This is a genomic window from Micromonospora sp. WMMD1155 (genome assembly GCF_029581275.1).
Taxonomy (GTDB): domain Bacteria; phylum Actinomycetota; class Actinomycetes; order Mycobacteriales; family Micromonosporaceae; genus Micromonospora.
In genome coordinates, this window is sequence record NZ_CP120742.1 from 6,469,444 (window position 1) to 6,490,640 (window position 21,197).

A 21,197-nucleotide genomic window follows, 5' to 3' on the forward strand; every position below is an offset into this window, starting at 1 on the left:
CTCGCCGCGGCCCCACCCATGATCGACACCAGATCGCCGGAGTGGGGCCATCCCGCCGCGCTGATACCGCCACCTCGCCGAAGTGGAGTCGATCCCATCGCGGTCGACGCCGCGACCGGCAGCGTGACGTACCGGGCCGGCTGTCGACACCGCCCGCGAGGCCCGGGAGCCGACCGCCTAGCGTCAGGGCCGTGACGGACACCCTGCTGCCCGCGTCGGCACCCACCGACACGCCACCAGCCCGGCGCGGTGGCGTCGTCGCCGTGGGGCTGGTGCTCGGCGGTGCCCTGTCGGTGCAGTTCGGCTCCGCCGTGGCCGCGTTGCTCTTCCCGCGTACCGGTGTGGCCGGTGCGGTCACCCTGCGGCTGACCATCTCGGCGGTGCTGTTGCTCGTGGTGTGCCGGCCCCGACTGCGCGGGCACGACCGGTCGGCCTGGCTCGCGGTGGGCGCGTTCGGCCTCGCGCTGGCCGGTATGAACTCGCTGTTCTACCAGGCCATCGAACGTATCCCGCTGGGCCCGGCGGTGACGCTCGAAGTCCTCGGCCCGCTCGCCCTGTCGGTGTTCAGCGCCCGACGACTGGCGAGCTGGGCCTGGGCGGGCCTGGCCCTGGCCGGGGTGGCGCTGCTCGGGCAGGGTGGCTTCGACCGGCTCGATCCGGTCGGGGTGGCCTTCGCGTTCGGCGCCGGGGCGATGTGGGCCGCGTACATCGTGCTGAGCGCGCGGGTCGGCGGCCGGTTCCCGGGCGCGGACGGGCTGGCCCTGTCGCTGGTCGTCGCCGCGGTGGTCACCCTGCCGCTGGGCATCGTCGACGGCGGCGCGGTGCTGCTCGACCCGCCGGTGCTGGCCCTCGGTGCCGCCCTCGCCGTGCTCGCCTCCGGGCTGCCCTACACCCTGGAGCTGCTGGCGTTGCGGCGGATGCCCACCGCCACCTTCGCGGTGCTCATGAGCCTCGGCCCGGCCGTCGCCACCCTCGCCGGCTGGCTGGTGCTGCGCCAGGAGCTGACAGTGCTGGAATGCGCCGCGATCCTGCTGGTGATCGCGGCGAGCATCGGTGCGGTACGGGTCAACGCAGCAGCCGCACGGCCCCCGGGACGGCGCTGATCGTCACCGGCAGACCCAACGAGCGTTCCCCGTCGGCGTACGTGGTGATGCCCTCGGCGGCCAACTCCACGGTGCGGGCCCGGAAACTGCGCACCAGCGGATGGCTGACGTGGGTGCCCTGGTAGATGCGCGGTTTGACCCGGACCAACGTCCGCCGGTCGACCCGGCCCGCCACCACCACGTCGAGCAGCCCGTCGGTGGGGTCGGCGTCGGGGCAGATCCGCATCCCGCCGCCGTACGTGGGGCAGTTGCCCACCGCCACCAGCACCGCGTCCAGCTCGTGCGACACCCCGTCCAGGCGCATCAGGTAGCGGCGCGGACGCAGCCGGGCCAGCTCGACGACGATCGCCAGGTCGTACCGGCGCGGGCCGCGTGGCCAGCGCATCCGGTTGGCCCGCTCGTTGACGATCGCGTCGAACCCGGCGGCGAGGACCGCCCCGTACCAGCGCTCGGTGCCGTCGGCCCCGCGCATCCGGGCCAGGTCGACGATGTGGCTGCGGCCGTCGCGCAACGCCGACGCGATCACGTCCGCCGCGGTGAGCGGATCGGCCGGGAACCCGGTGTCCAGGGCGAAGTCGTTGCCGGTGCCGGCGGGGATCGGCCCGAACGGCACGTCGGTGCCCGCGACCGCCTGCAGCGCCCGGTGCACGGTGCCGTCCCCACCGATCGCGACCAGCGCTCCCGCGCCGTCCGCGACCGCCGCACGACACGCCGCCTCCGCCTCGCCCGGCCCGGACGCCGGCAACAACCGGACCGGCCGCCCCGCGGCGGCCAGACCGTCCAGCAGCCGGGGCAGCAGGGCCCGGTAGCGTCCCCGGCCGGCGGTCGGGTTCGTAAGTACGGCCACCGGGCCACCGGGGAGCGGGGCACGGTCGACCGGGCCCGGCAGGTGATCGTCTGCGGTCACGGGCAGCACCGTACCGGTCGGACACCCGCCGTTCACCAGGGGCGGGCGTCGTCACCATCAGTCTCGCCGCCGACGCTCGGCGTGACGCGGCGACGCCGCCCCCGATCGACGGGGGCGGCGTCGGCTGACCGGTCGGCGCGGAGCCGTCAGGTCATGTCGTCGTAGCGACGCTCGATCGGTGCCGGTTTGGCGATCGGCTCGGGTACACCGATCGGCTCCGCCGCGTCGACCCGTTGCCCGGCCACGACCGGGTCCGCGTCGAACTCCAACGGCGACACCTCGTCGTCGTCGATGCCGGCGTAGACCTCCTTGCCCCGCCCACGCCGCTTGTCGTTGATGAACGCGACCCCGACCGCCGCGAAGTAGAGCGCGGACAGGCAGAGCGCCAACGCGGTCATCCCGAACGGGTCCGGGGTGGGGGTGACCACCGCGGAGAACGCGAAGAACACGAAGATCGCCACCCGCCACCAACTGAGCAACCGCTTCGCGCTGGCGAGACCGACGAAGTTGAGCATCAGCACGATCAGCGGGAACTCGAACGCCACCCCGAACAACAGGATCAGGTTGGTGACGAACGAGATGTACCGGGTGACTTCCAGGTTGGTCGCGATGTCATCGCCGGACACGTTGAGCAGGAACTCAAGGCCCTTGGTGGTGACGAAGAAGGCCAGCACCGCGCCGGCCGCGAACAGCGGCGCGGCGAGAGCCGTGAAGATGTACGCGTAGCGCCGCTCGTGCCGGTGCAGCCCCGGAGCGATGAACGCCCACAGCTGGTAGAGCCAGATGGGCGCCGCGATGACCAGACCCACCCACAGGCCGATCTTCAGGTTCAGCAGGAAGACGTCCGCGACACCGAGCTGGACGAACTTGCACTTGCCGGAGACCGGATCCATCGAGGCCGGGAGGTCACAGTACGGCTTCGACAGCAGGATCCGGACCGGCGTCGCCAGCCAGATGCCGACGCCGAAGCCGACCATGATCGCCAGCGACGCGCGGAACAGACGGTTGCGCAACTCGCGGACGTGCTCGATGAGCGTCATCGAGCCGTCGGCGGCCCGCTCGAACGTGCTCGGGCCGCGCTTACGCAGGGCGAAGGCCACGACAGTGGTGCCCTTCGGTCAGTTGTCGCGGACGCGGTGCACCGGGTCGACGACCGGCTGCTGCGGCGGCGCCTGCTGGTACGGCGGCTGCTGCGGCTGCCCGGCGTACGGTGCCTGCTGCCCGGCGTGCGGCGGCAGCGGCTGGTAGCCGGCCTGCGCGTCGGCCTTCTCGGCGAGGTCGCGGTCGTCGTCCTGCAGGCTCTTGGTCTCGGCCTTGATGATCCGCAGCGACCGACCCAGCGAACGGGCCGCGTCGGGGAGCCGCTTCGCACCGAAGAGCAGGATCAGCACAACCACGAGAACAGCGATGTGCCACGGCTTGAGGGCACCCATGAGAAGCTCCAGTCGGTCTGTGTCCGAGGGGGTGGTACGCAGCCCATCGTACGTGCGGATCGGCTGCCCGCCACCCGCCGGGTGGTGGTGGTCTGGCCCGGAGGGTGAAGTCTTGACCAACCCGGGATGATCCGTCAACAGCCGCCGGATGAGGGCTCGGTCAGCCGCGCTTCGCCTTGATCAGCGCGACCCGCCGGGACGCGGTGTCGAGTTGGCGCTGAACCCCCTCGGCCCGCTGCTGCAACGCCTCGGCGGTGTCCCGCAGCGCCTCGGCCTCGGCGGCCCGCCGCTGCAACGCCACGGCGGCGCGGCGTAGCCGGGGCAGCCGGGTCAGCAACGGGCGCACGGCCAGCGCGAGCGCCACGAGCGGGAGCAGCACCACCGCGAGCACGATCCAGATCAGCACGGCGGTCAGCCTACTGGGTGCGGCCGACCACCGCCGGGTCGCCCGACGGCGCGTTGCCCGGCTCGGCCTCCGGCTGCCGGGGCGCTGTCGTCGGCGCGGGCACCGCGTACGCGTCCAGGGCGGCGGCCGCGGTCGCCCGGACCTGCTCGGCCAACTCGGCCGGAGCCACGACCGTGACCTCCGGCCCGAGGCCCAGCACGAACCGGCGAGCCCAGTTGAGGTCGGTGACCCGCAGGGAGACGAGCCACTGGTCGCCGTCGCCCGCCTCGACCCGCTCGCACGGATAATATTCGGTGATCCACCGTTCGCTGCGACCGATGCGCAACGTGATCAACGGCAGGTCGGGCGACGGGCGGAACACCCCATCGGTCAAGTCGTGCGGGACGGCCTGCGGCGGCACCGCGGCGGGCTCGGCCAACTCGGTGATCGCGTCGATCCGGTCGGCCCGGAACAGGCGGACCGCCTCGGCCCGCCGACACCACGCCTCCACGTACGCCCGGCCGCCGACCATCAGCACCCGCAGCGGGTCGATGACCCGGTCGGTGGTCTCGTCCCGGGCCGCCGTGTAGTAGGTGATCCGCAGCGCCTTCCCGCCCTCCACGGCGGCCCGCAGCGCCTCGACCCGCCGGGTGTCCCCGGGCAGCCGGACCGCCACCGGCGCGCCCACCAGGTCCCCCGCGTCCTCGATCTTCGCCAGGGCCCGTTCGACGGCCTCCCGGTTGGCGACCCCGGGCGTCTCGACGAGCATCCGCAACGCCACCACCAACGCGAGCGCCTCGTCCGGGGTGAGCCGCAGCGGCCGGTCGATGCCGGCGTCGTAGGTGATGGTCACCCGGTCGCCGTCGAACGCCATGTCGATCAGGTCACCGGGACCGTAGCCGGGCAACCCGCACACCCAGAGCAGCTCCAGATCCTCCCGGAGCTGCCGCTCGGTGACACCCAGGTCGCCGGCCGCCTCGGCGATCTCGATGCCGGGGCGGGCCAGCAGGTACGGCACCAGGTTGAGCAGCCGGGCCAACCGGTCCGCGGACGCGCGGGAGCCGCCCCGGGCGGCCGGGCGGGTCACCGGACAGCCCCGGTGACGGCCAGGTCGTCGTGGCGGACGGCGATCTCCTTGAGTCGTTGGATGACGGCCTCGCGGACCTCCGGTGGGTCGAGCACCCGCACGTCCGGGCCGTAGCCGACCAGGTGACCGGCCAGCCCGTCGGGATCCGCGTACGGCAGGACCAGCCGGTCGCCGTCCGGCCCGGTGGTCACCTCCACCGCCCAGCGGCGCAGCCCGGCGGCCCGGCCGGGTGCGGCCAGGACGGTGGCCCGACCGGTGTGCTCCACCGGCCCCGACCACCGGGCCACGTGGCTGATCAGGTCGACGTCGGCCGGCGGCTCGTACGCGCCGGGCGCACCGGTCACCCGGACCGCGCCGACGACCCGGGACAGCCGGAAGCAGCGGGTCGCCTCCCGATCCCGGTCGTGGCCGACCACATACCACCGGCCCCGCCAGCAGACCACGCCCCACGGTTGCAGCCGCCGACGGCTCGGTGCGTCCCGGTCGGGCACCCGGTAGTCGAACCCGACCTCGCGGCGGTCCCGGGCGGCGGCGGTCAGCGGCGCGAACGCCGGGTCGACGGTGACCATCGGCTCCAGGCCGAGGGTGGCCTGCGGGTCCACGTCCACCCCGGCGGCGCGCAACTTGGCCAGCCCGGACGACGCCGCGGCGGCCAACCCGGCGTGCTGCCACAACCGTGCGGCGATGCCGACGGCGGCGGCTTCGTCCGGCTCCAGGAGGATGTCGGGCAGGGCGTACTCGCGGTGCGCGATCCGGTAACCGGGCTCGGCGTCGAAGGCGCTCGCCGTGCCCGTCTCCAGTGGCACACCCAGTTCGCGCAGCTCGGCCTTGTCCCGTTCGAACTTGCGCTGGAACGCTTCGTGGTCGCGCGCGTCGTCCGGATCATGCTCGTAACCGGGTACGGTCGCGGCGATCTGCGCGGCGGTCAGGAACCGTCGCGTGGACAGGAGGCAGATCACCAGGTTGACCAGGCGTTCGGTGCGGGTCCGCGACACGCGGTAGACGCTAGCAGCCGACGCGCCCACGACGTGCACCCGCGCGGGCGTGCCGCACACTTGTTCGGATCGGTGCTCGCCCGGCGCGTCGTCGGTTCCGGTCATAGGGTGAGCCTCATGTCGCAAGCGGAGGCCAGGCCCGAGAGCGAGAGCGTCGGCACCGTGATCGTCGCGGGCGCCGCCAACCTCGCCATCGCGGTCGCCAAGCTGATCGCCGGGGTGATCTCCGGCTCGGCCGCGATGCTCTCCGAGGCCGCGCACTCGTTCGCCGACACGACCACCGAGGTGCTGCTCTTCCAGGCGTTGCGCCGCGGCTCCCGACCGGCGGACCAGCGGCACCCCTTCGGGTACGGCAAGGAGAGCTACGTCTGGGCGTTCTTCGCGGCGATGTTCACCTTCGTCGCGGGCGCCGGTTTCGCCGTCACCCACGGTGTCACCACGATCCTGGTGCACGAGCACAGCGGCGACTACCTCATCTCGTACGTCGTGCTCGCGGTGTCGTTCGTCATCGAGTCGATCTCCCTGGCCCGGGCGGTGCGCCAGGTTCGCCGGGAGTCCCGACGGTGGCGGACCACGCCCCGACGGTTCCTGCGGCTGACCGCCGACACCACCGTCAAGGCGGTCTTCCTGGAGGACAGCGCGGCCCTGATCGGTCTGGTGCTGGCCGGGCTCGGCGTCGGCCTGTCGCACGCCACCGGCGACGAGGTGTGGGACGGCATCGCGTCGATCCTGATCGGGCTGCTGCTGCTGACCGTCGCCGGGATCCTCGCCGCCAACAACCTGTCGCTGCTGGTCGGCCGGGCGGTCCCGGAGCGACTGCGCCGGGAGATCGAGCAGGAGTTGGCGGCGCTGCCCGAGGTGGAGCGCATCGACACCCTGCTGACCATGCAGCTCGGCCCGGACGACATCCTGGTCGCCGCGAAGGTCGACTTCCGCGACGAGGCGACCGGCGCGCAGATCGAGGCCGCCGCCGACGAGGCCGAGCGGCGGCTCACCGGCCGGTACCCGGAGATCCGGTTCGTCTTCCTCGACCCCACCCGCTCGCTGCCGGGGGCCACCGGCACCGCCCGGCACACCCAGGCCGGGCCGGGGCCGAGCACCGACGGCAGCCCCGAGTCGGCCTGACCGACACCACCGCCGCACCCGGGCGCGGGCCGTCGGGCCCGCGCGGCTAGCGTGCCCGTCATGGTGCGATGGCGTACGGGGACGGTGGCGAAGCTGCGACGGCAGTGGACCGGGGCGGTGGAGCTGGACGTCGACCTCGCCGACGGCACGAGCATGCGGGCGCTTGCCTACCCGGAACTGGTCGGTACTCCCGAGCCCGGCGACCGGGTGCTGCTCAACGCCGGTGCGCTGCTGATGGGGTTGGGCACCGGCGGGTACGCCCTGGTGGTGGCCCTGCCGGACCGGCTGCCGCCGGACCCTGGGTCGGTCGGCGACACCCGTGACGCCGGGCACCTGGTGAAGGCCCGCTACACGCCGTTGCAGCCGATCCTGCTCGGCGTGGACGAGGAGGCGTCCCCGCACCGCGACGTGCTGGCCGACGCGGACGACCTGGGCGGTCTGCCGGTGGTCACCGCCGACCTGCACTCGGCGTTGCCGGCGATCCTGGCCGGCATCCGCGCCGACGCCCCGCGGGCGCGGGTGGCGTACCTGCTCACCGACGGTGGGGCGCTGCCCGCCTGGTTCTCCCGCACCCTCGCCGGGCTGCGTGGAGAACTGGTCGGCACGATCACCGTCGGGCAGGCATTCGGCGGCGACCTGGAGGCCACCACCCTGCACGGTGGTCTGCTCGCCGCCCGGCACGTGCTGGGCGCCGACGTGGCGATCGTCGCCCAGGGCCCCGGCAACCTGGGTACCGGCACCCGGTGGGGCTTCTCCGGCGTCGCGGTCGGCGAGGCGGTCAACGCGATCGTCACGCTGGGCGGCCGGGCGGTCGGCTCGCTGCGCATCTCCGACGCCGATCCCCGCCCCCGGCACCGGGGCGTGTCACACCACAGCCTGACCGCGTACGGCAGGGTGGCGCTCGCCCCGGCGGAGCTGGTGGTGCCCGACGACCTGGACCCGGCCCTCGCCGCCGAGGTGGACGCGTCGCTGGCGCCGCTGACGGCCCGACACCGGATCGTCCGGGTGCCCACCGCAGGTCTGGACGCCGCGTTGCGGGCCACCACCGTGCCGCTGTCCACCATGGGCCGCGGTCTCGATGCCGACCACGCCTACTTCCTCGCGGCCGCCGCCGCCGGCCGCCACGCGGCAGCCCTGCTCCCCTAACCCGCCCTGCCCCGGCCCAACCCCCGCTCCCGTCGATCATGGAGTTGGGGTGGCCGGAAGGTGGATTTCCACGGCTGTCGTTCCCACCACAAGTCCATGATCGACGCCGAGCGGGGGGGGTGGGGTGGGGTTAGGCCAGGAAGATCAGGGCTAGCCAGCCGCCCACGATGAGGGCCAGGGCCAGGGCCAGCACCCAGGTCGGCACGGTGTATTCACCGCGTCGGTTGCGGTCGATCTCGGCGCGGATCTTCTCCCGCCGGCGTTCGACCCAGTTCTGCCGCTCGGTGCCGCGCTCGGAGGGCTCGGAGCGGTCGGATGGTCCAGAAGTCGTCATGGCGCGCTCAGCCTACCGGTTGCGCCGGCCCCGTCGACGCACAGCACCGCCGGGGCCGGCACACCCGTCACATGCTGGCGATCAGCCGCTCCACCCGCTCGTCGTACGCCCGGAACGGGTCCTTGCAGAGCACGGTGCGCTGCGCCTGGTCGTTGAGCTTCAGGTGCACCCAGTCGACGGTGAAGTCGCGTCGCTTCTCCTGGGCGTGCCGGATGAACTCGCCGCGCAGCCGGGCCCGCGTGGTCTGCGGCGGGGTCTCCTTCGCCTCGAAGATCTCCGGGTCGGTGGCCACCCGGTCGACCTCACCGCGGCGCTCCAACAACCCGTAGAGGCCGCGACCGCGACGAACGTCGTGGTAGGCCAGATCCATCTGCGCCACCCGGGGGTGCGACAGCGGCAGGTCGTGCTTGCGCTGGTAGCGCTCGATCAGCCGCAGCTTGCTGACCCAGTCGATCTCGCGGGACACCGGCTCCAGGTCACCGGTCTCCACCGCGTGCAGCACCCGGCCCCACAGCTCGACGACCCGCTTGGCGGCCTGGTCGCCGCCCCGCCGCTCGACGAACTCGGTGGCCTTGGCCAGGTATTCCTGCTGGATCTCCAGGGCACTGACCTCCTTGCCGGAGGCCAGTCGCACCTTGCGCCGGCCGGTGATGTCGTGCGACACCTCCCGGATCGCCCGGATCGGGTTCTCCAGGGACAGGTCGCGCATCACCACCCCGGCCTCGATCATCCGCAGCACGATGTCGGCGGTGCCGACCTTGAGCAGGGTGGTGACCTCGTTCATGTTGGAGTCCCCGACGATCACGTGCAGCCGCCGGTAGCGCTCGGCGTCGGCGTGCGGCTCGTCGCGGGTGTTGATGATGGGACGGCTGCGGGTGGTCGCCGAGGAGACGCCCTCCCAGATGTGCTCGGCGCGTTGCGACAGGCAGTAGACCGCGCCGCGCGGGGTCTGCAGGACCTTGCCGGCCCCGCAGATCAACTGCCGGGTGACCAGGAACGGGATGAGCACGTCGGCGAGCCGACCGAACTCGCCGTGTCGGGAGACCAGATAGTTCTCGTGGCAGCCGTACGAGTTGCCGGCCGAGTCGGTGTTGTTCTTGAACAGGTAGATCTCACCCGCGATGCCCTCGTCGTGCAGTCGCTTCTCCGCGTCGACGAGCAGGCCCTCCAGGATCCGCTCGCCGGCCCGGTCGTGGGCGACCAGATCGGTCACCGAGTCGCACTCCGGTGTCGCGTACTCCGGGTGCGACCCGACGTCCAGGTAGAGCCGGGCCCCGTTACGCAGGAAGACGTTGCTCGACCGCCCCCAGGACACCACGCGCCGGAACAGATAGCGCGCGACCTCGTCCGGGGACAGCCGCCGCTGCCCGCGATAGGTGCAGGTGACGCCGTACTCGGTCTCGAGGCCGAAGATTCGCCGCTCCATGGTGTGACATTAGCCGCCCGGAGGCCCGGTTCGTCACTGTCACACCACAGGTCGTGCTCCAGGCGTGCTCACATACCGGTTGAGTGCGACATTCCGTCCGGGCCGAGACTCGCCACGAACCGCCGGCAGGCGTCGTACTCCGGCAGCAGACCTCGCTCGCGGGCCTGGGCGAGGGTCGGCGCGGCGTCGTCGCGGGCGGACAGCAGCGGGGCGTCGGCGGGCCACTCGATGCCCAACTCCTCGTCCAGCGGGTGCACCGCGTGCTCACCGGTCGGGTTGTAGGTGGCCGAGCAGAGGTAGCTCAGCGTCGCGTCGTCGGTCAGCGCGCAGAAACCGTGCCCCAACCCCTCGCTGAGGTAGACCGCCCGACGGTCGGTGTCGTCCAGCCGGACGCCCTCCCAGCGGCCGAAGGTCGGCGAGCCCACCCGCAGGTCCACGATCACGTCGAGGACCGCGCCGCGTACGCAGGTGACGTACTTGGCCTGCCCGGGTGGGACGTCGGCGAAGTGGATGCCGCGCACCACACCTCGCGCCGAGACCGACAGGTTGGCCTGGGCCAACCGCAGGGGGTGCCCCACCGCCTCGGCGAGCGCGTCGAAGCGGTACCACTCCATGAACATGCCGCGCGGGTCGCCGTGCTGCTGCGGGGTGATCTCCCAGGCGCCTTCGATGCCCAACTCCCGAATCTTCACCAGGCACCCCCGTGCTGGCCGACCGGAGCGTCCTGCTCGGCCAGCAGACCGAGCAGGTAGTCGCCGTAGCCGCTCTTGGTCAACGGCGTGGCGAGCGCGCGCAACTGGTCGTCGTCGATGAGCCCGGACCGCCAGGCGACCTCCTCGACGCAGCCGATCTTCAGGCCCTGCCGCTCCTCGACGACGCGGACGAACTCGGCCGCCTGCATCATCGAGGTGAACGTGCCGGTGTCCAGCCAGGCGGTGCCGCGGTCCAGCACGGTGACCGACAGCTCGCCGGTCTCCCGGTACGCCTCGTTGACGGCCGTGATCTCCAGCTCGCCGCGGGCGCTCGGAGTGATCTTGCGGGCGATGTCCACCACCCGGTTGTCGTAGAAGTACAGGCCGGGCACCGCGTACCGGGACTTGGGCCGGGCCGGCTTCTCCTCGATCGAGCGCACCCGGCCGGCGTCGTCGAAGTCGACCACGCCGTACTCCTGCGGGTTGGCCACCTGGTAGGCGAAGACCCGCCCGCCGATCGGGTCGGCGTGCTTGGCGAGCTGCCGACCCAGGCCGACGCCGTGGAAGATGTTGTCGCCCAGGATCAGCGCCACCGACTCGTCGCCGATGAAGTCCGCACCGAGGATGAACGCCTGCGCGATGCCCTCCGGGCGCTCCTGGCTCGTGTACTCCAGCCGCAGCCCCAGGTGGCTGCCGTCACCGAGCAGCCGGCGGAACTGGTCCTGGTCCTCCGGAGTGGTGATCACCAGGATCTCCCGGACCCCGGACATCATCAGGGTGGAGAGCGGGTAATACACCATCGGCTTGTCGAAGATCGGCATGAGCTGCTTCGAGACCGCCCGGGTGATCGGCCAGAGCCGCGAACCGGTGCCGCCGGCAAGTAGGATTCCACGCACCGGGAGAGCCTAGCCGGACCGGCGCCGAACGCGCCGGGGGACATGCCTCGGCCGACGCGCGGAACATTTCGCGTAGACTTCCCGACCCGTGAGGATCCTCGTCACCGGCGGAGCCGGATTCATCGGGTCGGAGTACGTTCGCCTGCTGCTGGGCAAGCCCCTCGGCAGCGCCGAAGGCGTTCCGCCACTCGACCCGGCGGTCGTGACCGTGCTCGACAAGTTGACCTACTCGGGCAACCTGGCCAACCTCGACCCGGTACGAGACGACCCGCGGTTGCAGTTCGTGCAGGGCGACATCTGCGACCCCGTCGTGGTCGACGAGGTCGTCGCGGGCCACGACGTGATCGTGCACTTCGCGGCCGAATCGCACGTCGACCGGTCCATCGCCGGCGCCGCGCCGTTCGTCACCACCAACGTGCTGGGCACCCAGACCCTGCTCGACGCCGCGCTGCGCCACGGCACCGGCCGTTTCGTGCACGTGTCCACCGACGAGGTCTACGGCTCCATCGACGAGGGCTCCTGGACCGAGACCTGGCCGCTGGCGCCGAACTCCCCCTACTCGGCGTCCAAGGCCGGCTCGGACCTGCTCGCCCTGGCCTACCACCGCACCCACGGCATGGACGTCGTCGTCACCCGCTGCTCCAACAACTACGGCCCGTACCAGTTCCCCGAGAAGGTCATCCCGCTGTTCGTCAGCAACCTGCTCGACGGCGGCACCGTCCCCCTCTACGGCGACGGCGGCAACATCCGGGACTGGCTGCACGTGCACGACCACTGCCGCGGCATCGCCCTGGTTCAGCAGAAGGGTCGCGCCGGCGAGGTCTACAACATCGGCGGCGGCACCGAGTTGACCAACAAGGAGCTCACCGGCCTGCTCCTGGACGCCTGCGGTGCCGGTTGGGACCGTGTCGTCCCGGTCACCGACCGCAAGGGCCACGACCGCCGCTACTCCCTCGACATCACCAAGATCAACCAGGAGCTCGGCTACGCCCCCAGCGTCACCCTCGACCAGGGGCTCGCCGACACCGTCGCGTGGTACCGCGACAACCGCGCCTGGTGGGAGCCGTTGAAGGCCACGCCCACCGCATGACCCGACTGGTCGTCACCGGCCTGCTCGTCACCGGCGCCGGCGGAATGCTCGGCCGGGACCTGGTCACCGTGCTGCGCACCCGCTCCGACCTCAAGGTGACCGCAGCCACCCGCGCCGACCTGGACATCACCGATCCCGCCGCCGTCCACGCCGCCGTCCGGGACCACGACGTCGTGATCAACACGGCGGCCTGGACCAACGTCGGCGGCGCCGAGGACGGCGAGGCGGCGGCCACCGCCGTCAACGGCGACGGGGTGGTGAACCTCGCGTCGGCGTGCGCGGCCAGCGGCGCCCGGCTGGTCCAGGTCTCCACCGACTACGTCCTCGCCGGCGACGCGCGCACCCCGTACGCCGAGGAGGCGCCCACCGCGCCGGTCAACGCCTACGGCCGGAGCAAACTGGTCGGCGAGCAGGCCGTCGCGCGACTGCTGCCCGACACCGGGTACGTGGTCCGCACCGCCTGGCTGTACGGCGCGCACGGGCCGAACTTCGTGACCACCCTGCTCCGACTCGCCGAGCAGCGGGAGCACATCGACGTGGTGGACGACCAGCACGGCCAGCCCACCTGGTCCTACCGGCTCGCCGAACAGCTCGTCGCCCTGGTCGACGCGGCCCTGGGCGGTCGGGTCGCCCCCGGCGTCTACCACGGCACCTGCACCGGCCAGACCACCTGGTACGGGCTGGCCCGTGCCGTGTTCGCACTGACCGGTCTCGACCCGGAGCGGATTCGACGCACCACGGGCGACCGGTATCCTCGTCCTGCTCCCCGACCGGCGTACAGTGTGCTCGCGCACAGCCGCTGGGCGGCCGCGGGCCTGCCGTCGCTCCCGGACTGGCATGCCACCCTCGTCGAGGCGTTCGACTCCCCCGCTCCGCCCGTTCCGTGGAAGGTCGCATGAAACTCACCCTCGTCACCGGCCTGACCGGCCTGATACTGCTGGCCACGATCGTCGAGCTGCTGCGCCGCCGACAGCTCCGCGAGAAGTACGGCATGCTCTGGCTCGGCGTCCTCGTGATCGTCATTCCGCTGTCGCTCTTCCCCCGCCTGTTGGACAACGTCGCCGAACTGCTCGGCGTCGCCTCCGGTGTGAGCCTCGTGCTCTTCCTCGGCATCGTCTTCCTGCTGCTGGTCTGCGTGCACCTCAGCTGGGAGGTCAGCCACCTGGAGGAGGAGACCCGCACCCTGGCAGAAGACTTCGCCCTGCTCCGCGCGGAGATCGACGCGGACCGGGCGGCCCGAGACGAACTGGTGTCGCACGATGGTTAACGGCAAGCGGGTCCTCATCATCATCCCGGCGCTCAACGAGTCCGGTTCGATCGCCGACGTGGTCCAGGAAGTCCGCGGCGAGCTGCCGGGCGTCGACGTGCTCGTCGTCGACGACGGCTCCACCGACCGCACCGCCGCGGTCGCCGCCGCCGCCGGCGCCCGGGTCGCGAAACTGCCCTACAACCTCGGCGTCGGCGGGGCCATGCGGTGCGGCTACCGCTACGCCCGCGACCACGACTATGACGTCGCGATCCAGGTCGACGCGGACGGCCAGCACGATCCCCGGTACGTGCCGAAGCTCGTCGACCTGCTCGACGAGACGGACCTGGTGATCGGCGCCCGGTTCGCCGGTGAGGGTGACTACACCGTCCGCGGCCCCCGCCGCTGGGCGATGATCATGCTCTCCGGCGTGCTGTCCCGCGTCGCGCGCACCAAGCTCACCGACACGACCTCCGGGTTCCGGGCCGCCAACCGCCGGGTGATCGACATGTTCGCCACCTGGTACCCGGTGGAGTACCTGGGCGACACCGTGGAGACGCTGGTGCACACCGCCCGACGCGGTTACAAGATCCGCCAGGTGCCGGTGGCCATGCGCAAGCGCATGGCGGGCACCCCCAGCCAGTCGCCCGCCAAGGCCATGATCTACCTCGGCCGGGCCTTCGCCGTCCTCACGTTGGCGCTCATCCGCCGGTGATCCGCAGGCTGCTGAGTCTGGTCCCACCGGGCACCGTCGCCGTCGGCGCCGGTCTGGCCCTGTTGGGGTTGGCCTCCTACGTCCACCTGGCCGTCGCCGGGCACAGCCTCACCGAGGCGGACTACTCGTCCCTCTCGGTGCTCTGGTCGATCGTCTTCACCCTGGGCATCGGCCTGTTCATGCCGGTGGAACAGGAAGTCGCCCGACTCGTCGCCGCCCGGCACAGCCAGGGCCTTCCCCCCGGGCCGGTACTGGCCCGGGGGGCGGTCCTGGCCGCCGGGCTGCTCGCCGCCATGGTCGCGCTGATCATCGCCGTCCGGGCGCCGCTCGCCGACCGGCTCTTCGACGGCGACGGCACCATGGTGACCGTCCTGATCGGGTCACTCGCCGGGCTCGCCATCGCGCACACCACCCGCGGCGTCCTGTCCGGCCTGCAACTCTTCCCCTGGTACGGCACCCAACTCGGCATCGACGGCGGCCTGCGGATCGTGCTCGTCGCCGTGCTCGGCCTGACCGGCGTCACCAACCCGGTCTGGTTCGGCGCGGTGCTGGTCGTCGCACCGATCGCCGGTGTCATCCTCACCGCGCCGCCGGTGCTGCGCGCCATCGGCGGCGGCACGCCCCTGGCCTGGGCGCCGATACTGCGTGGCCTCGGACTGCTCATCGTCTCCAGCCTGCTCGCCCAGGTCGTGGTCAACATCGGCGTGATCAACGTCAAGGTGCTGGACCCGTCCGACGTGGCGACCGCGGGCGCGCTGCTCAGCGCCCTGGTGCTGGTGCGGATCCCGCTGTTCGTCTTCGCGTCGCTGCAGGCGTCACTGCTCCCCGGCCTCGCCACCACCGCCACCACCGGTGACCTGGCCGGGTTCCACAGCCTGCTGCGCCGGGCCCTGGGCATCGTCACCGCGCTCGGCCTCAGCGGCGCCGCGGGTGCGGTGCTGCTCGGCCCGTGGCTGGTGCAGACCCTCTTCGACGCTCCCGACGTCCTCGGCCACGGCGACTTCGCCTGGCTCGCCGTCGCCACCCTCGCCTACCTGTGGGCCATGGTCCTCGGGCAGGCGCTGCTCGCCCTCGACCGGCACCGGGCCCAGGCCCTCGCCTGGGCCGTCGGCGTGGCCGCCCTCGTCGTCGCCACGCTCGCCCCGGTCGCCACCGCGCTGCGGGTGGAACTCGGCTACGCCATCGGATCCGTCGTCGTCGCCGCCACCATGGCCGTCCTGCTGCGCAACCACACCCCCCGCTCGACGTCCACCCACACCCCTGCCCTCGAGGCCGTCACGCCGGGAGTGACCGGAGGACCCTGATCATGGCTCCGCCCCGGATAACCGTGGTGATGCTGGCGTACGGCCCCGAGCCGTACCTGGTCGAAGCCGCCCGCGCCGCCCTCGCCAGCACCGGCGTGACCGTCGACCTGGTCGTCGTCGACAACGGATGCACCGGCGGCGGCATCGACGCCGTGCAGAACCTCCCCGGGGTACGCGTGTTGACCCCCGCCCGCAACACCGGCTACGCCGGTGGCTGCGACGTCGGTGCCGCCGAGGCGACCGGCGACTGGCTCGCCTTCGTCAACTCCGACGCGATCGTGGCACCCGACGCCCTCGCCAAGGTCACCACGGTCGCCGCCGAGGAGGACGTGGGTGCCGCGATGGCATCCATCCGCCTCGCCGACCGACCCGAACTGATCAACACCGCCGGCAACCCCCTGCACTTCGCCGGCCTCTCCTGGGCCGGTGGCAACGGCGAACCCGCCACCGCCCACGCCCACCGCCGTTCCGTGCCGTCACTGAGCGGCTGCTGCTTCGTCATCGACAGGCGCCTCTGGCGGGAACTCGACGGCTTCGCCCCCGAGTACTTCGCCTACCACGAGGACACCGAACTCAGCGTGCGGTTGCGGCAACGCGGCCTGCGCCTGGAGTACGTGCCGGACGCCGTGGTACGCCACCACTACGAGTTCTCCCGCAACGCCCTCAAGCTCTACCTGGTCGAACGCAACCGGCTGGTCACCCTGCTCACCACCTACCAGGCCCGTACCCTCGCGCTGCTCGCCCCCGCACTGCTGCTCACCGAAGCCGCGATGCTCACGAACGCGCTGACCGCCGGCTGGGCCCGACACAAGATCCGCGGCTGGCGCTGGCTGTGGCAACACCGAAGCTGGGTGCGCAGCCGCCGCCGACGACTCCAGGCCGAACGCCGAGTGCCCGACGGCGTCATCGCCGAGCTGATGACCGGTCGGCTCCCGCCCACCGACATCACCACCCCCGGGCTGGGCGTCTTCAACCTCCTGGCCGGGGCCTACTGGACCCTCGCCAAACCGCTGCTCAAGCGCCACTGACCGCCGGCCCCACCCGGGCCGGAAACGCCTCACGGCGGGCAGCCGACGAATCCCCAGCCGCCCGCCGTGACGATCGGTCGCTACGTGCCGTCCGCCGGCTTGTCCTCCAGGTCAGCCGAACCCGCCGACGTCGTCGGCTTGTGCGCCTCCGTCGTCGGCTGCGCCGGCGTGTCGGGGCCACCCGCCTCCCCCGGCTGCTCCGCGGCGGCGACATCGCCGTCCAGCAAAGCGGTCAGCGCGGCACCGGTGATCCGGCGGAACGTACGCCCGACCCGCTGGCGGTCCAACACCGCAACCTCCAGCTGGTTGGCGGCGATCGTCCGGGCCGCCCCGCCCTCACCGCCGGCCGTGCTCAACGCCTGCACCGCCACCCGGGCCGCCTCCGCGAGGGACATGTCCGCCCGGTGCTGCGACTTCAACACCGCGGTGATCGCCTCGGCCTGACCACCCATCGCCATCCGGCCCGGCTCGTCGTTGACCGAGCCGTCGTACGTCAACCGGTACAGCTCGTCGGCGTCCGCGGTGGCCCCGACCTCCGCCACGCAGATCTCCACCTCGAACGGCTTCGACTGCTCGGTGAAGATCGCGCCGAGCGTCTGCGCGAACGCGTTGGCCAGGGCCCGACCGGTCACGTCACGCCGGTCGTAGCTGAGCCCGTTCAGGTCGGCCATCCGCACACCGGCCCGACGCAGATTCTCGAACTCGTTGTAGCGGCCGACCGCGGCGAAGCCGATCCGGTCGTAGATCTCGCTGACCTTGTGCAGGGCACTGGAGAGGTTCTCCGCGACGAAGAGCACCCCACCGGAGTAACTGAGGACCACCGCGCTACGACCCCGAGCGATGCCCTTGCGGGCCAGCTCGGAGCGATCGCGCATGATCTGTTCGGGCGAGGCGTAGAACTGCATGGCCACGGCGGCGGTTCTCCTTACGGCGCTGTGCTGACGACTGCTGACTGGTGGGGGTGGACGGGGCTCAACCGCCCGGGTTCTCCATCCGACCGGCGACCACGCCCTCGGCGATCTCCGCCGTCTCGGCGTCGGTCAGCCGCCGCGTGCCCTCCGCGGTAGCGGTCATCACCACCGGATAGATCCGACGGGTCAGGTCCGGTCCACCGGTCGCGGTGTCGTCGTCGGCCGCGTCGTAGAGCGCCTCGACCGCGAGCCTCGTCGCGTCGTCGACCGACAGGCCCGTCCGGAAACGCTTCTTCAGCGCCGACTTCGCGAAGAGCGAGCCGGAGCCGATCGCGTCGTAGCCGGTCTCCTCGTACGGGCCACCGGTCACGTCGAAACTGAAGATCCGGCCGGCCCGCGTCGGCTCCGCGGCGGCCAGGTCGAAGCCCGCGAACAACGGCACCACCGCCAGGCCCTGCATGGCCGCGCCCAGGTTGCCGCGGATCATGGACGCCAACCGGTTGGCCTTGCCGTCCAGCGAGAGCATCGCGCCCTCGATCTTCTCGTAGTGCTCCAGCTCCACCTGGAACAGTCGCATCAGCTCGATCCCGATGCCCGCGGTGCCCGCGATGCCGACCAGCGAGTACGCGTCGGCCGGGTGCACCTTCTCGATGTCGCGCTGGGCGATCAGGTTGCCCATGGTGGCCCGTCGGTCGCCGGCCATCACGACGCCGTCGGCGGCCGAGATGGCCACGATGGTCGTCGCGTGCGGCGCCAGGTCGGCTGCCATGCCCGGCGGCAGCGGCCGCCGGCCGGGCAGCATCTCGGGGGCCACCCGACTCAGGAACGTCGTGAAGGAGGACGTCCCCGCGTTGGTGAACACATCTGGTAGACGCCCGGATGGATCAAAGCCCGCTGCCACGTGGTTCCTCTCAGGTACGTGATCGCCCTGGCCAGCCTCATGGGACTGTCACGGAACTGGCCAAGACCACCGTTGCAGTTGAAGCAGAGTATCCCGCGCACCCATCCGGTGCGATGATCGTGGTCCAGATGTTGCGGGTCGGCGCCGCCACAGATCGCGCACACCCCGCCCTGCTCCGCCAGGAGCTCCTGGAACTCCTTCTCGCCCACGCCGTACCGCCGCCGTAGGTGGTACTCGCGGTTGCCCCCGTACAGCCGCTGCGCCGTTTCTTTGCCTCGAGCATTGTGGCAAGGCTTGCAGTAGCTGTGCCGACCACTCGCCCTGGTCGTGGTGGTGGGGAAATCGTCGAGCGGTTTGATCTGCTCGCAGTCCGGACACCACTTCAGACCCTCACCTACGGGCGTCGGCGACTTCCTCTGCGGCGCGATGCCGCGTTTGCGCCGGCTCGCCTCCGACCGGACCTTGGCGCACGTTTTGCAGTAGAAGGCGGGACCGTCCACTCGGCGGCGATCGCGGTGGAACTCGGTGCGGGCCAGCGCCCTCTTGCACTGCGGACAGACCTTGTCCAGGGGGTCGGTCAAATCGGACATATGACTCTATTGACCCCCTTTCTGTACATAGCCCCTCACGAACTCCTCTGCGTTCTCTTCGAGGACGGAGTCGATCTCGTCGAGGAGGTCGTCGACGTCCTCGGTGATCTCGGCGTGCCGCTCGGCCACCTCGGGGTTGGCCTCGGTGGTGACGTCCTCGATTTCCTCGCCCTGACGGGACTTGCCGGACTGCGACTGGCCGCCGCTGTCATGAGTGGCCACTGCTGCCTCCTCCACGATCGTCTGCGATGAACTTACCTCGCGCGGGCGACGAAAAGCCCGCCGCGCGCCGGCTTGCGGCACACGACGGGCAAACGAACCGTGGATCAGCCTCCGGTCAGCGTCTCCAGCAGGTCCTTGGCGCTGGCGCAGCGGTCGAACAGCGCCCCGACGTGCGCGCGGGTGCCCCGCTCCGGTTCCATCATCGGCACCCGCACCAACGACTCCCGACCCACGTCGAAGATCACCGAGTCCCAGCTCGCGGCGACGACCTCGGACGCGTACTGGGCGAGGCAGCGACCACGGAAGTAGGCCCGGGTGTCCTCCGGCGGCTCGGTCATCGCGGTACGCGTCTCGTCGTCGGTGAGCAGCGTCTTCATCGCGCCCCGGGAGACCAGCCGGTGGTAGAGGCCCTTCTCCGGACGGACGTCGGAATACTGCAGGTCGACGAGCTGGAGCTTGTGCGAGCCCCAGCCGAGCTTCTCCCGCTCCCGGTAACCTTCGAGCAGCCGCAGCTTGGCCACCCAGTCCAGCTCGTCGACGCAGAGCATCGGGTCACGCCCGAGCCGGTCCAGGACGCTCTCCCAGCGGTCGAGCACGTCGACGGTCTGCTCGTCGGCGTCGGTGCCGTAGCGGTCGTCGACAAAGGACCGGACCCGCTCCAGGTATGCCCACTGCAGGTCGAGTGCGGTGAGCCGGCGACCGTCGCGCAGTCGCATGAGGTGCGACAGGCCGGGGTCGTGACTGACCGCGCGCAGCTCGCTGACCGGGTCGGCGATGCCGAGGTCACCGCCGAGCGCCTTCTCCTCGATCATGGTGAGGATCAGCGCGGTGGTGCCGACCTTGAGGTAGGTGGAGATCTCGGAGAGGTTGGCGTCGCCGATGATGACGTGCAGCCGGCGGTACTTGTCGGCGTCGGCGTGCGGCTCGTCCCGGGTGTTGATGATGGGCCGCTTGAGCGTCGTCTCCAGGCCCACCTCGACCTCGAAGAAGTCGGCGCGTTGGGAGATCTGGAAGCCGCTCTGCCCGCCGTCCTGGCCGATGCCGACGCGGCCGGCGCCGCAGACGATCTGCCGGGTCACGAAGAACGGCGTCAGGTACGCCACGATGTCGGCGAACGGGGTCTGCCGGCGCATCAGGTAGTTCTCGTGGGCGCCGTAGCTGGCGCCCTTGTTGTCGGTGTTGTTCTTGTAGAGGTGGATCGGCTGGCTGCCGGGGATGGTGGCGGCCCGGCGGGACGCCTCGGCCATCACCCGCTCGCCGGCCTTGTCCCAGCGCACCACGTCCCGGGGGGTGGTGACCTCCGGAGTGGAGTATTCGGGGTGGGCGTGGTCGACGTAGAGCCGTGCGCCGTTGGTGAGTATCACGTTGGCGAGGCCGAGATCCTCGTCCGCCAGGGCTTCGGCCGGGTCGTAGGCCGCCCCGGAGTAGGTGAAGCCGCGGGCGTCGCGCAGCGGCGACTCCTCCTCGTAGTCCCAGCGGGCTCGCCCACCCCGGTTGAGCTCTGGGCGAGCCCCGTACGCGTTGACCACCTGTGACGAGGTGACCATCGGGTTGGCCCCGGCCTGTCCGGGCACGGAGATGCCGTACTCGACTTCGGTGCCCATGATGCGACGTACCGTCATGCGACCACTCGCTTCGCTCGCCCCTGGAGCCGGCGTGAC

At 71.6% G+C, this 21,197-nt stretch carries 24 protein-coding genes; 9 read left to right on the plus strand and 15 right to left on the minus strand.

The window, feature by feature from the left end:
- Positions 1-191 precede the first annotated feature (191 nt).
- The gene (locus tag O7617_RS29530) at positions 192-1,103 is read left to right on the plus strand and encodes an EamA family transporter (RefSeq protein ID WP_282259594.1); all 912 of its coding nucleotides are present in this window, start codon (positions 192-194) and stop codon (positions 1,101-1,103) included.
- On the opposite strand, the gene O7617_RS29535 is transcribed toward O7617_RS29530, so the two are convergent.
- The 6 genes from O7617_RS29535 to O7617_RS29560 form a co-directional block, all read right to left on the minus strand.
- Positions 1,066-2,010: a diacylglycerol kinase gene (locus O7617_RS29535; protein ID WP_282259596.1), complete on the minus strand. Its 945-nt coding sequence runs from the start codon at positions 2,008-2,010 to the stop codon at positions 1,066-1,068. The two genes, O7617_RS29530 and O7617_RS29535, sit on opposite strands and share 38 nt — an antisense overlap.
- Before the next feature lie 146 nt (positions 2,011-2,156).
- The gene (tatC, locus tag O7617_RS29540; RefSeq protein WP_282259598.1) at positions 2,157-3,110 is read right to left on the minus strand and encodes a twin-arginine translocase subunit TatC; all 954 of its coding nucleotides are present in this window, start codon (positions 3,108-3,110) and stop codon (positions 2,157-2,159) included.
- A gap of 18 nt (positions 3,111-3,128) precedes the next feature.
- Positions 3,129-3,443, minus strand: coding sequence for a Sec-independent protein translocase subunit TatA (gene tatA / locus O7617_RS29545; protein WP_088989654.1), 315 nt, complete (start codon positions 3,441-3,443; stop codon positions 3,129-3,131).
- Positions 3,444-3,603: 160 nt separating this feature from the next.
- The gene (locus O7617_RS29550) at positions 3,604-3,849 is read right to left on the minus strand and encodes a hypothetical protein (protein ID WP_282259603.1); all 246 of its coding nucleotides are present in this window, start codon (positions 3,847-3,849) and stop codon (positions 3,604-3,606) included.
- Positions 3,850-3,859: 10 nt separating this feature from the next.
- Positions 3,860-4,915, minus strand: coding sequence for a YafY family protein (locus tag O7617_RS29555; protein ID WP_282259605.1), 1,056 nt, complete (start codon positions 4,913-4,915; stop codon positions 3,860-3,862).
- Positions 4,912-5,910 carry a WYL domain-containing protein gene (locus O7617_RS29560; RefSeq protein ID WP_282264903.1) on the minus strand — a complete coding sequence of 333 codons (999 nt, stop codon included), beginning with the start codon at positions 5,908-5,910 and terminating at the stop codon, positions 4,912-4,914. Before O7617_RS29560 ends, O7617_RS29555 begins: the two co-directional genes overlap by 4 nt.
- 117 nt (positions 5,911-6,027) lie before the next feature.
- Between O7617_RS29560 and O7617_RS29565 the strand changes: the two genes are divergently transcribed.
- Together O7617_RS29565 and O7617_RS29570 are read left to right on the plus strand one after the other, a co-directional pair.
- Positions 6,028-7,035, plus strand: a complete 1,008-nt coding sequence (locus O7617_RS29565; protein ID WP_282259607.1) for a cation diffusion facilitator family transporter — start codon at positions 6,028-6,030, stop codon at positions 7,033-7,035.
- A 60-nt stretch (positions 7,036-7,095) separates the two neighbouring features.
- A complete protein-coding gene (locus tag O7617_RS29570; protein WP_282259609.1) occupies positions 7,096-8,181 on the plus strand; it encodes a DUF3866 family protein in 1,086 nt (361 codons plus the stop codon).
- A 130-nt stretch (positions 8,182-8,311) separates the two neighbouring features.
- Here the strand turns inward: O7617_RS29570 and O7617_RS29575 are convergent, their stop codons facing one another.
- From O7617_RS29575 to rfbA, 4 genes are all read right to left on the minus strand, one after another.
- On the minus strand, positions 8,312-8,515 hold the full coding sequence (locus O7617_RS29575) for a hypothetical protein (protein WP_282259611.1): 204 nt from the start codon (positions 8,513-8,515) through the stop codon (positions 8,312-8,314).
- Positions 8,516-8,582: 67 nt separating this feature from the next.
- Positions 8,583-9,941: a Pup--protein ligase gene (gene pafA, locus O7617_RS29580; protein WP_282259613.1), complete on the minus strand. Its 1,359-nt coding sequence runs from the start codon at positions 9,939-9,941 to the stop codon at positions 8,583-8,585.
- 68 nt (positions 9,942-10,009) lie between these two features.
- Positions 10,010-10,633 carry a dTDP-4-dehydrorhamnose 3,5-epimerase gene (gene rfbC / locus O7617_RS29585; protein ID WP_282259615.1) on the minus strand — a complete coding sequence of 208 codons (624 nt, stop codon included), beginning with the start codon at positions 10,631-10,633 and terminating at the stop codon, positions 10,010-10,012.
- Positions 10,630-11,529 (minus strand): glucose-1-phosphate thymidylyltransferase RfbA, encoded by a 900-nt coding sequence (rfbA, locus tag O7617_RS29590; RefSeq protein WP_282259617.1) that lies wholly within the window; start codon positions 11,527-11,529, stop codon positions 10,630-10,632. The genes rfbC and rfbA overlap by 4 nt, the downstream gene beginning before the upstream one ends.
- 88 nt (positions 11,530-11,617) lie before the next feature.
- On the opposite strand from rfbA, the gene rfbB reads away from it, so the two are divergent.
- The 6 genes from rfbB to O7617_RS29620 are packed head-to-tail and all read left to right on the plus strand — an operon-like array spanning position 11,618 to position 16,912.
- The gene (gene rfbB / locus O7617_RS29595) at positions 11,618-12,619 is read left to right on the plus strand and encodes a dTDP-glucose 4,6-dehydratase (protein ID WP_282259620.1); all 1,002 of its coding nucleotides are present in this window, start codon (positions 11,618-11,620) and stop codon (positions 12,617-12,619) included.
- Positions 12,616-13,518, plus strand: coding sequence for a dTDP-4-dehydrorhamnose reductase (rfbD, locus tag O7617_RS29600; RefSeq protein WP_282259622.1), 903 nt, complete (start codon positions 12,616-12,618; stop codon positions 13,516-13,518). Before rfbB ends, rfbD begins: the two co-directional genes overlap by 4 nt.
- On the plus strand, positions 13,515-13,886 hold the full coding sequence (locus tag O7617_RS29605; RefSeq protein ID WP_088989662.1) for a DUF2304 domain-containing protein: 372 nt from the start codon (positions 13,515-13,517) through the stop codon (positions 13,884-13,886). Before rfbD ends, O7617_RS29605 begins: the two co-directional genes overlap by 4 nt.
- Positions 13,879-14,580 carry a glycosyltransferase family 2 protein gene (locus O7617_RS29610; protein WP_282259625.1) on the plus strand — a complete coding sequence of 234 codons (702 nt, stop codon included), beginning with the start codon at positions 13,879-13,881 and terminating at the stop codon, positions 14,578-14,580. The genes O7617_RS29605 and O7617_RS29610 overlap by 8 nt, the downstream gene beginning before the upstream one ends.
- The gene (locus O7617_RS29615; RefSeq protein WP_282259626.1) at positions 14,577-15,884 is read left to right on the plus strand and encodes a polysaccharide biosynthesis protein; all 1,308 of its coding nucleotides are present in this window, start codon (positions 14,577-14,579) and stop codon (positions 15,882-15,884) included. Before O7617_RS29610 ends, O7617_RS29615 begins: the two co-directional genes overlap by 4 nt.
- 2 nt (positions 15,885-15,886) lie before the next feature.
- Positions 15,887-16,912: a glycosyltransferase family 2 protein gene (locus O7617_RS29620; RefSeq protein ID WP_282259628.1), complete on the plus strand. Its 1,026-nt coding sequence runs from the start codon at positions 15,887-15,889 to the stop codon at positions 16,910-16,912.
- A gap of 80 nt (positions 16,913-16,992) precedes the next feature.
- Here the strand turns inward: O7617_RS29620 and prcA are convergent, their stop codons facing one another.
- The 5 genes from prcA to dop form a co-directional block, all read right to left on the minus strand.
- Positions 16,993-17,823 carry a proteasome subunit alpha gene (gene prcA, locus O7617_RS29625; protein WP_282259630.1) on the minus strand — a complete coding sequence of 277 codons (831 nt, stop codon included), beginning with the start codon at positions 17,821-17,823 and terminating at the stop codon, positions 16,993-16,995.
- Between the two features lie 61 nt (positions 17,824-17,884).
- Complete coding sequence (gene prcB / locus O7617_RS29630; RefSeq protein WP_282259632.1) at positions 17,885-18,724, minus strand: proteasome subunit beta; 840 nt, start codon at positions 18,722-18,724, stop codon at positions 17,885-17,887.
- Positions 18,643-19,314 (minus strand): endonuclease VII domain-containing protein, encoded by a 672-nt coding sequence (locus tag O7617_RS29635; protein WP_282259635.1) that lies wholly within the window; start codon positions 19,312-19,314, stop codon positions 18,643-18,645. Before O7617_RS29635 ends, prcB begins: the two co-directional genes overlap by 82 nt.
- Before the next feature lie 6 nt (positions 19,315-19,320).
- Positions 19,321-19,536 carry a ubiquitin-like protein Pup gene (locus tag O7617_RS29640; protein WP_030332902.1) on the minus strand — a complete coding sequence of 72 codons (216 nt, stop codon included), beginning with the start codon at positions 19,534-19,536 and terminating at the stop codon, positions 19,321-19,323.
- Positions 19,537-19,640: 104 nt separating this feature from the next.
- Positions 19,641-21,158, minus strand: a complete 1,518-nt coding sequence (dop, locus tag O7617_RS29645) for a depupylase/deamidase Dop (protein WP_348773826.1) — start codon at positions 21,156-21,158, stop codon at positions 19,641-19,643.
- Positions 21,159-21,197: the final 39 nt, after the last annotated feature.